This is a genomic window from Parabacteroides sp. CH2-D42-20, assembly GCF_003670185.1.
GTDB classification, from domain to species: domain Bacteria; phylum Bacteroidota; class Bacteroidia; order Bacteroidales; family Tannerellaceae; genus Parabacteroides; species Parabacteroides distasonis.
The window spans coordinates 1-1,166 of the sequence record NZ_RAYG01000091.1 but is presented as its reverse complement, the minus strand read 5'-3'; the positions used below and the strand labels follow the sequence as shown (position 1 = coordinate 1,166).

General features: G+C 51.2%; 1 protein-coding gene. It reads left to right on the top strand.

All coding sequences use genetic code 11. From position 1 onward, the window contains the following. The coding region (locus D7V92_RS21860; RefSeq protein ID WP_147441546.1) for a polysaccharide biosynthesis protein at window positions 1-1,166 on the top strand (1,166 nt) is incomplete at both ends.

Below are 1,166 nucleotides of genomic sequence, written 5' to 3'. Positions count from 1 at the left end.
CTCTCCGCGTTGTTGGCTATGAGCTTGATGTGGATGATGCGTGTGTTCGTGAAATATTTTTATGTAAGTACTTTTCGTGTGGCTAAGGCTGAGCGTGCGTTTATCTATGGCGTGAAGCAAGGTGGGGTGAGTTTGGCGAAGAGTATCCAGAATCAGGATCCGGCCCGGTTTGTGCTGGCGGGGTTTATCTCGGACATAGCGGAGATAGAGTATCGATATTTAATGGGAGTCAAGGTTTACCCGAATGATGAGGAATTGGTTTCTGTGATGAGGAAAAAACGGTCTAATGTCTTGCTGGTGTCTCCATTGAAAGTTGAGGCGATCCGGAATAATCAGGAGATGGTGGACAGGCTGATCAAGGCGAATATAAAGATCTATATGACTCCTGCCGCCCAAGAGTGGGACGGGAGGAGCGACTTGAGCCATACCCAGCTGAGGGAGGTGAATATAGAGGATTTACTGCCCCGTGATAAGATCGAGATAGACTTGGAGGCTGTGAGGAAGCAGCTTACCGGTAAGCGGATTCTGATAACAGGAGCCGCCGGGAGTATCGGTAGCGAGATCGTGCGGCAGGTTGCCCAGTTCGCCCCGGAACGTATGGTCTTGATAGATCAGGCGGAGAGCCCCTTGCACGATGTCCGCTTGATGATGGCTCGTCAGTGGTCGAATATAGAATCCTATACGGTTGTGAGCGATATTTGTGTACGTGAACGCATGGAGGAATTGTTCGAGGAGCATCGTCCGGATTACGTGTTTCATGCCGCGGCTTACAAGCATGTACCTATGATGGAGGATAATCCGGAGGAGAGTGTCCGCAACAACGTGGACGGTACCCGGGTGATCGCAGACTTGGCGGTGAAATACGGCACGAGGAAGTTCGTTATGGTATCGACCGACAAAGCGGTGAATCCCACGAACGTGATGGGCTGCTCGAAACGTATTTGCGAGATCTACGTGCAGAGCTTGGATCAGGCTATCAAGGATGGGAAGGTGAGGGGGCGTACGCAATTCGTGACGACTCGTTTCGGTAATGTGCTGGGATCGAACGGTTCCGTGATCCCGTTATTCAAGGAGCAGATCAAGCGGGGTGGTCCTGTTACGGTGACGCACAAGGATATCATTCGTTTCTTCATGCTGATACCGGAGGCTTGTAAGCTAGTCCTAGA